Origin of the sequence: Micromonospora sp. AMSO1212t (assembly GCF_008868145.1) — a bacterium.
Taxonomy (GTDB): Bacteria; Actinomycetota; Actinomycetes; order Mycobacteriales; family Micromonosporaceae; genus Micromonospora; species Micromonospora tulbaghiae.
Map to the genome: position 1 here is coordinate 24,291 of NZ_WBKS01000061.1, position 8,182 is coordinate 32,472.

At 68.5% G+C, this 8,182-nt stretch carries 7 protein-coding genes; all 7 read right to left on the minus strand.

The features are described from left to right. Positions 1-74: 74 nt before the first annotated feature. The gene (locus tag F8279_RS17020; RefSeq protein WP_091426196.1) at positions 75-1,091 is read right to left on the minus strand and encodes an ABC transporter ATP-binding protein; all 1,017 of its coding nucleotides are present in this window, start codon (positions 1,089-1,091) and stop codon (positions 75-77) included. Continuing rightward, a complete protein-coding gene (locus F8279_RS17025; protein ID WP_091426199.1) occupies positions 1,084-2,112 on the minus strand; it encodes an ABC transporter ATP-binding protein in 1,029 nt (342 codons plus the stop codon). Before F8279_RS17025 ends, F8279_RS17020 begins: the two co-directional genes overlap by 8 nt. A 25-nt stretch (positions 2,113-2,137) precedes the next feature. Next, on the minus strand, positions 2,138-3,121 hold the full coding sequence (locus tag F8279_RS17030; protein ID WP_091426202.1) for an ABC transporter permease: 984 nt from the start codon (positions 3,119-3,121) through the stop codon (positions 2,138-2,140). Between the two features lie 75 nt (positions 3,122-3,196). After that, the gene (locus F8279_RS17035; RefSeq protein WP_091426204.1) at positions 3,197-4,123 is read right to left on the minus strand and encodes an ABC transporter permease; all 927 of its coding nucleotides are present in this window, start codon (positions 4,121-4,123) and stop codon (positions 3,197-3,199) included. A 144-nt stretch (positions 4,124-4,267) separates the two neighbouring features. Further along, positions 4,268-5,911 carry an ABC transporter substrate-binding protein gene (locus tag F8279_RS17040; RefSeq protein ID WP_091426206.1) on the minus strand — a complete coding sequence of 548 codons (1,644 nt, stop codon included), beginning with the start codon at positions 5,909-5,911 and terminating at the stop codon, positions 4,268-4,270. Between the two features lie 588 nt (positions 5,912-6,499). Beyond that, positions 6,500-7,177, minus strand: a complete 678-nt coding sequence (locus tag F8279_RS17045) for a response regulator transcription factor (protein WP_030501521.1) — start codon at positions 7,175-7,177, stop codon at positions 6,500-6,502. Position 7,178: 1 nt separating this feature from the next. Next, positions 7,179-8,182: sensor histidine kinase (locus F8279_RS17050; RefSeq protein WP_151500460.1), on the minus strand; the 1,004-nt coding region annotated here is incomplete at its 5' end.

The window sequence follows — 8,182 nt, forward strand, 5'->3', positions numbered from 1 at the left end:
ACGCGGTGACGCCCACGGAGACGACGAACCGCCTGCCGGTGTCGTGATCGACACCGGCAGGCGGTTCGGTTGGATCAGGCCACCTCGTGGGTGACGACGATCTCCCGCTTCTCCGCGAAGTGGCAGGCGCTCGGGTGGTCCGAGCCCGGCCGGATCTGGAGCAGCGGCACCTCCTGGGCGCAGATGTCCTGCGCCTTCCAGCAGCGGGTCCGGAACCGGCAGCCCGAGGGCGGGCTGACCGGCGAGGGGACGTCGCCCTGGAGCCGGATGATCGCCTTGCTCTGCCGCACGGTCGGGTCCGGCACCGGCACCGCCGACAGCAGCGCCTGGGTGTACGGGTGGGTCGGCCGCTCGTAGATCTCGTCCTCGGTGCCGATCTCCACCATCTTGCCCAGGTACATCACGGCGACCCGGTCGGAGAGGTGCCGCACCACCGACAGGTCGTGCGCGATGAAGACGTACGACAGCCCGAACTCGGCCTGGAGCTTTTCCAGCAGGTTCATCACCTGGGCCTGGATCGAGACGTCCAGGGCCGACACCGGCTCGTCGCAGACGATCACCTCGGGCCGCAGCGCCAGCGCCCGGGCGATGCCGATGCGCTGCCGCTGACCGCCGGAGAACTGGTGCGGGTACCGGTTGATGTGCTCCGGGTTGAGGCCGACCAGGTCGAGCAGCTCCTTGACCTTGCTGCGCCGGCTGCCGCGCGGAGCCACCTCGGGGTGGATCTCGAACGGCTCGCCGATCAGGTCACCGACGGTCATCCGGGGGTTCAGCGAGGTGTACGGGTCCTGCATCACCAGCTGGATCTGCCGGCGCAGCCGCCGCAGCGCGCCACCGGAGAGCTTGGAGATGTCCTGGCCCTTGTAGAGCACCTGGCCGCCGGTCGGCTTCTCCAGGTTCATCAGCACACGGGCGAGCGTCGACTTGCCGCAGCCGGACTCGCCGACCACGCCGAGCGTCTCGCCGGCCTTGAGTTCGAAGGAGACGCCGTCGACCGCCTTGACCTGGCCGATGGTCTTCTTGAACACCACACCCCGGGTCACGGGGTAGTGCTTGACCAGGTCACGAACCTCGATGATGTTCTCAGTCACGGTTCACCAGTTCCTCGGCGAAGTGGCAGGCGCTGGCCCGGCCGTTGCCCAGTTGCAGCAGCGGCGGGACCTTCTCCCGGCACACCGGCTGCGCCATCGGGCAGCGCGGGTTGAACGCGCAGCCCGGCGGGATGTTCATCAGGTTCGGCGGGAGGCCCTTGATGGTCCGGAGCTCCTGCCCCTTCTCGTCCATCCGCGGGATCGAGTTGAGCAGGCCGAGCGTGTACGGGTGTGCCGGCTTGCGGTACAGGTCGTAGACGTCGGCTTCCTCGACGATCCGGCCCGCGTACATGACCGCGATCCGGTCCGCGACGTCGGCAACCACGCCGAGGTCGTGGGTGATCAGGATCATGCCCATCTGCCGTTCCCGCTGCAGCTCGCCGAGCAGGTCCATGATCTGGGCCTGCACGGTCACGTCCAGCGCGGTGGTCGGCTCGTCGGCGATCAGCACCTCGGGGTCCAGCGCCAGCGACATGGCGATCATGGCGCGCTGCCGCATACCGCCGGAGAACTGGTGCGGGTAGTTGCTGAACCGGCCCTTGGCGTTGGGGATCTTCACCTGGTCGAGCATCTCGATCGCGCGCTTCTTCGCGTCGGAGCGGCTCATGCCGCGCCGGACGCGGAACTGCTCGGCGATCTGGAAACCGACAGTGAAAACCGGGTTGAGGGCCGAGAGCGAGTCCTGGAAGATCATGGCGATGCCCTCGCCCCGGATCCGCCGCCGCTGCTCGGGGGACATGGTGAGCATGTCCTTGCCGTGGAAGCGGACCTGGCCGCCGGTGACGAAGCCGGGCGGGGTGTCCAGGATGCCCATGATGGTCTGCGCGGTGACGCTCTTGCCGGAGCCGGACTCGCCGAGCACGGCGAGGGTCTCCCCCGCGTCGACGTGGTACGTGACTCCGTTGATGACCTTGGCGACGCCGTCCCGGGTGCGGAACTCAACCCGAAGGTCGTCGACCTCGAGCAGGCGGCCCGAGGGGCGGCCGGATCCGTCGGCGCCCGGGGCGGACTGCTCGGACACGAGAATGTCGGACAACTCAGTTCCCCTATCGGAGCTTCGGGTCGAGGGCCTCGCGGACCGCCTCGCCGAGCATGACGAAGCTCAGCACAGCGGCGACGAGGAACGCGGCGGGGAAGAACAGCAGGAACGGCGAGACCCGGATGTAGTTCTGCGCCTCGCTGATCATGATGCCCCAGGAGACGACCGGGCTCTTCAGGCCGATGCCCAGGAACGAGAGCGTGGCCTCCGCGCCGATGAACGAACCGACCATGATCGTGCCGTAGACCAGCAGCGGGGCCAGGCAGTTCGGCAGCAGGTGCTTGAGGATGATCCGGCCGGTGCCGGCGCCGAGCGCGCGGGCCGCCACGATGTAGTCGGCCTCCTTGGTGGCGAGCACCGAGGAGCGCATCAGCCGCATCACGACCGGCCAGCTCAGCACGCTCAGGGACAGGATGACCAGCCCCATGATCGTCCACTCGCCGTTGTCGGTGCCGGACCCGTTGAACGTGGTCAGGATGACGATCGCGCCGAGCACGAACGGCAGGCCGAAGAAGATGTCCGCGATGCGGGACAGCAGCGCGTCCACCCAGCCGCCGCGGTAGCCGGCGATGATGCCCATCGTGCCGCCGACGAGCAGCGTCAGGACGGTGGAGACCACAGCGACGACGATCGAGGCGCGGGCGCCGTAGATGACCCGGGCGTAGACGTCGCGGCCCTGCACGTCGTAGCCGAACCAGGCGGAGGAGGACGGCTCGACCCGGCTGCGCTCCAGCGTGCCGTTTACCGCGTCGCCGGAGGTGAACAGCCAGGGGAAGGCCGCCATCACCAGGAACACCACGATGATCGTCGCCGAGATCCAGAACAGGGGCTTGCGGCGCAGGTCGATCCAGGCGTCGCCGAGCAGACCACGCGGCTTCTGCTGCTTCGCGCTCTCCGGCAGGCCGGCGTTTGTGGGAGCGCCCGAACCGGCCTGGGTGGGCATGGTCGCGGGCGGCGTCGTCACGATCGACGCGGTATTCGGGTCACTCATGCCCGCACCTCGTTGCGCTCGGCGCGGGCGTGGTTGCCCGCGCAGACTGCTGGGACGATTCGTTCGCTGCGGCGGTCACTCATAGCGGATCCTCGGGTCGAGGGCGGCGTAGAGCAGGTCGACCACCAGGTTCATCACGAGATAGACGACCACCAGCACCACGACGATGCCGACAACGGTAGCGCTCTCCTTCGTGACAATCGAGCGGAGCACCTGCCGGCCGATGCCGTTGATGCCGAAGATGCCCTCGGTCACGATCGCGCCACCCATCAGGGCGCCGAGGTCGGTGCCGAGCAGCGTGACCACCGGGATGAGCGAGTTGCGCAGCAGGTGCACGCCGACCACGCGGCGCATCGGGAGGCCCTTGGCGATCGCGGTGCGGACGTAGTCGGCACGCCGGTTCTCGGCGATGCTCGTACGCGCCACCCGGGCGATGTACGCCATCGATGCGCTTCCGAGCACGAAGCCCGGCACGATCAGTTCACTGAACCGCATTTCGTTGGACACGGTCGGGTTGATGATGCCCCACTTGACGCCCAGCAGCCACTGCAGCACGAAGCCGATGACGAAGACCGGCAGGGCGATCAGGAAGAGGGTGGAGACCAGGACCAGGTTGTCCAGGAAGCCGTTGCGCCGCAGACCGGTCAGGATGCCCGCGCCGAGACCGATCACGGCCTCGATGGCGAGGGCCACCACCGCCAGCTTCAGGGTGTTCGGGTACGACGTGGCGATGATGTCGCTGATCTCGCGACCGCCGAACGTGATACCGAAGTCACCCTGGAGAAGGTTCTTCATGTAGCTGGCGTACTGCACCCAGATCGACTCGTCGAGGTTGTACTTCTCGGTCATCATGGCCCGGTAGTTCGGGGGGCAACCGCGGTCGCCGCACTTGCCGGCGAAGGGGTCACCGGGCACGGACCAGACGAGCCAGTAGATCAGGAACGTCGTGCCGATGAACACCGGCACGAGTTGCAGCAGCCGTCTCAAGAGATAACGGCCCATGGGGTGGTCCTCCAGACAGGGAGCGCCGGGTGAGCCGGCGCGGCGGCGACAACGTGCGAGGGGTTCGTTGTACACCCCCTCGCGGAACGGCCCCGGGTCGGGCTCACCGGTAGGCGAGCCCGACCCGGGGTCAGACCGTTCGGATCAGAGCTCGACCGAGGTGATGTCGAGCTCGCCGACGTTGGTCAGCTCCAGCTTCTTGATCTTCTCCGAGTGGCCGGACTGCTGGCCACCGAAGTAGATCGGCATCGACGGGACGTCCTGGTCGATCAGCTTGACGGCCTCAGCGAACTTCTTGTGGGCCTCCTCGATGCTGGGGGCCGCGGTGGCCTCCTTGGCGAGGGCGTCCACCTGCGGGTTGCTGTACTTGCCGTCGTTCGAGGAACCACCGGTGACGTAGAGCGGGTTGATCCAGTTCTCCACGTCCGGGTAGTCCTGCTGCCAGCCGGCCCGGTACGCGCCGGTCATCTTGTAGGCGTTGATGTTGGCGCGGAAGACCGCGAAGGTCGGCACGCCGACGGCAACCGCGTCGATGTTCAGGTTGGTCTTGATCTGCTGCGCGACGGCCTCCATCCACTCCTTGTGGCTGGCGTCCGCGTTGTACGACAGGGTCAGCTTGCCCTGGAAGCCACCGGCCTCCTGGAGGAGCTGCTTGGCCTGGGCCACGTCGAACTTGCAGGCGGTGCAGTTGCCCGGCTCGGCGCCCGGGGTCAGCGGGTTGGCCCAGCTGTCGGCCGGCTTACGGGTACCGAAGAAGATCTTGTCGGTGATCGACTGCCGGTCGATGGACAGCGAGATCGCCTTGCGCAGCTTCGGGTTCTGGAAGCGCTTGTCGTAGATCGGGAAGGCGATGATGCCGGTCGACGGGGTGGTCGAGGCCATGGCCCGGTCGGTCAGGTCCGTCTTCCACTTGTCACCGGCCAGCGCGGAGACCGGAACCTGCTGCTGGAAGTCCAGGTTGCCGGCGAGCAGGTCGTTGTACGCCGCCGTGTCGTCCTGGTAGATCTTGACGGTGACGTCCTTGACCTTCATCTTGTCGCGCAGGCTGTAGTCGTCGAAGCGGGTCAGCTTGATCTCGACGTCGTCCTGCCAGGAGACGAGGCTCACCGGGCCGTTACCGATCGGCTTCTTGCCGAAGTCCGCCGGGGTGGACGAGAAGAACGCGTCCGGCAGCGGCACGAAGGCGCTGTAGCCGAGCTTGGTCGGGAACACGGCGGTCGGCGCGGTGAGCGTGACCTCGAAGTTCCAGTCGTCGACAACCTTCAGGCCGGACATCTCCTTGGCCTTCGGCTCCGGGGCCTTCTGCGGGCCGTCCGGGCCGTCCGGGTCCTCGGTGTAGACCTCGTCGAAGCCCTGGATGTCGGCGAAGAAGGAGGCGTTCTGCGCGCCGTTCGGGCCGTACGCCGCCCAGTTCCAGGCCTTGACGAAGCTCTCGGCCTTGACGGTGGTGCCGTCGTGGAACTTGGTGTTCTGCTTGATCTTGATCTTGAAGACCTTCGAGTCGCTCGTCTCGATCGACTCGGCGAGCAGGTTCTGCGGCGCCCCACCGTTGTTGGGGTACTCGACCAGACCGCTCCACAGCCAGTCGATGATCGCGCCGCCACCGGTCTCGGTGGTGTTCGCCGGAACCAGGGGGTTCTCCGGCTGGGTACCGTCGATGACGATCGCGCCGTCCTTGCTAGCGCCGGCGTCGCCACCGTCGTTGTTCCCGCTGGAGCAGCCGGACGCGACGAGCGCGAATGCCGCGCCCACCGCGAGCGCGCCGCTCGCCCGCTTCGAGACTCTCATTCCGAGGGGCCTCCTCTTTCTAACCTGGTTCCGTCGTGAGTTTCACGCACGTCTTTGGGGGTGACACCACCGGCGACCCGAGCCGCAGGACGCCGGTTTACCGCAGAGGAATTCGGGACACCCCAGGGGTACCGATCCGCCGGGCGCCACACCCTGGACGAGGCACCGCGCAGGGTCGGCGGCCACGCGGCGGCGCAAAAGACGACGTCACGTGGTCGGCAGGCCCGACGAGATGCCTCACACCGGGGGGTGAGGTGCTGCCACTGTGACACCAACCGGCCCTTTCCGTGAAGGTGCCGTTATCAAGCCGTTAGTTGGTCGCCACGTTGCCGATACTTGAGAAAAGATCACAAAGCGTACGGACGATAGGGCCCTGAACAGGCAAGACGGGCACAGAGGGGTCGACAGACGTCCCTGCGGCACGCGGGGCTGTGACGTTCGCCGCGCCGGCCTCGGCGTCTCTCACGGGCGCACGACTGCGGCGTTTTTTGTCCGTCCGGATGATGCCATGCCGACTGAGCGGACACCAACAGGGCCCCTGGGGTACGAGGCCGTCGAGGCCCCGCCCCCGAGGGCGGGCGTGGACTCCTAGACCAGCCGGCGGTCGGCGGCCCAGCGGGACAGCTCGTACCGGTTCGACATCTGGAGCTTGCGCAGCACGTTGGAGACGTGCGTCTCGACCGTCTTGATCGAGATGTACAACTCCTTGGCGATCTCCTTGTACGCGTACCCCCGGGCGAGCAGCCGCAGCACCTCGCGCTCGCGGTTGGTGAGCTGGTCCAGCTCGGGGTCGGCCACCGGCGCGTCCGGCCGGGAGGCGAAGGCGTCGAGCACGAACCCGGCCAGCCGTGGGCTGAACACCGCGTCGCCGTCGGCCACCCGCCGGATCGCGTCGGTCAGCTCCTCCGGGGAGATCGTCTTCGTGACGTACCCCCGCGCGCCGGCGCGGATCAGGCCGATCACGTCCTCGGCGGCGTCGGAGACGCTCAGTGCCAGGAACCGCACCTGCGGGTGGGTGCGCCGCATCGCCTCCAGCACCGCGCGACCGCCGCCGTCGGGCATGTGCACGTCGAGCAGCACCACGTCCGGCGCGGTGGCCGCGATCCGGGTCACCGCCTCGGCCACCGAGCTGGCCTCGCCGACGACCTCCACCCGCGCCCCCAGTTCGGCGCGGACGCCGGCCCGGAACATCGCGTGGTCGTCGACGAGGAACACCCGCAGCGGCCCGCGGGGCGCCGTACCCTCGACCGGTTCCTGCTCGGACATGTCACTTGTCCCTTTCCGCCGTGGAGCCGGAGCCGCTGATCGGCAGGATCAGCCGGACCTCGGTCCCTTCCCCCGGCTCGGACCGGATCTCCGCCCGGCCGCCGTGCCGCTTCATCCGTCCGATGATCGAGCCCCGGACGCCGTGCCGGTGATTCTCCACCGTATCCGGGTCGAAGCCCTTGCCCCGGTCCCGGACGAATACGCTCACCTGCTCCGGCTCCACCTCGGCGTACAGCGACACGGTCTGCACACCGGCGTGCCGGGCCGCGTTGACCAGGGCCTCCCGGGCGGCGGCCACGATCGCGCCCACCCGCTCGTCGGTCTCCCGGTCGCCGACCACCACCACCTCGACCGTGATGGCGAACGTGTCCTCCACCTCGGCGGCGGCCTGCTCCAGAGCGGCCGCGAAGCGCTCGGTGGGCGAGGCGGTCGGCTTGTAGAGCCAGTTGCGCAGCGAGCGCTCCTGACCGCGGGCCAGCCGCTGCACCGTCTTGACGTCGCTGGCGTTGCGCTGGATCAGCGCCAGCGTGTGCAGCACCTGGTCGTGCACCATCGCGGCCAGTTCGGCGCGCTCCTGCTCCCGGATGCGGCCCTCCCGCTCGGAGCGGAGCTGGTTCCAGGTGCGCCAGAGCACCGGACCGGTGACCACACCCACGCCGGCCAGCCCGACCAACGCGAAGATCACGCCGTTGAGCACCGCGTCGACGTTCTGCGCCGGCGAGTAGACGGCCGCCACGCCGATGATGCCGACCGCGACGAGCACGCCGCCGCCGATGAAGCGCAGCACGAACGCGCGCCTGTCGCTCTCCTCCACCACCGCGCCGAGCCAGGGCACCGCCGAGTCGCCCCACTGCCGGCGGCGCTCCGGGCCGGACTGGTGCCAGATGACGCCCGCGCCGACCGCGATGATCGCCACCAGCCAGCCGGCGGTGCCGGCCGCGCCCACCGAGTTGAACGCGACCACCTGCAGCAGCAGCACGCCGAGCCCGATCACCACGAACGGCA

Bases quoted from the DNA above. Each gene is read 5' to 3' on its own strand.
- F8279_RS17030 (WP_091426202.1), bottom strand. From the start codon at position 3,121: ATGAGTGACCCGAATACCGCGTCGATCGTGACGACGCCGCCCGCGACC.
- F8279_RS17035 (WP_091426204.1), bottom strand. From the start codon at position 4,123: ATGGGCCGTTATCTCTTGAGACGGCTGCTGCAACTCGTGCCGGTGTTC.
- F8279_RS17040 (WP_091426206.1), bottom strand. From the start codon at position 5,911: ATGAGAGTCTCGAAGCGGGCGAGCGGCGCGCTCGCGGTGGGCGCGGCA.
- F8279_RS17045 (WP_030501521.1), bottom strand. From the start codon at position 7,177: ATGTCCGAGCAGGAACCGGTCGAGGGTACGGCGCCCCGCGGGCCGCTG.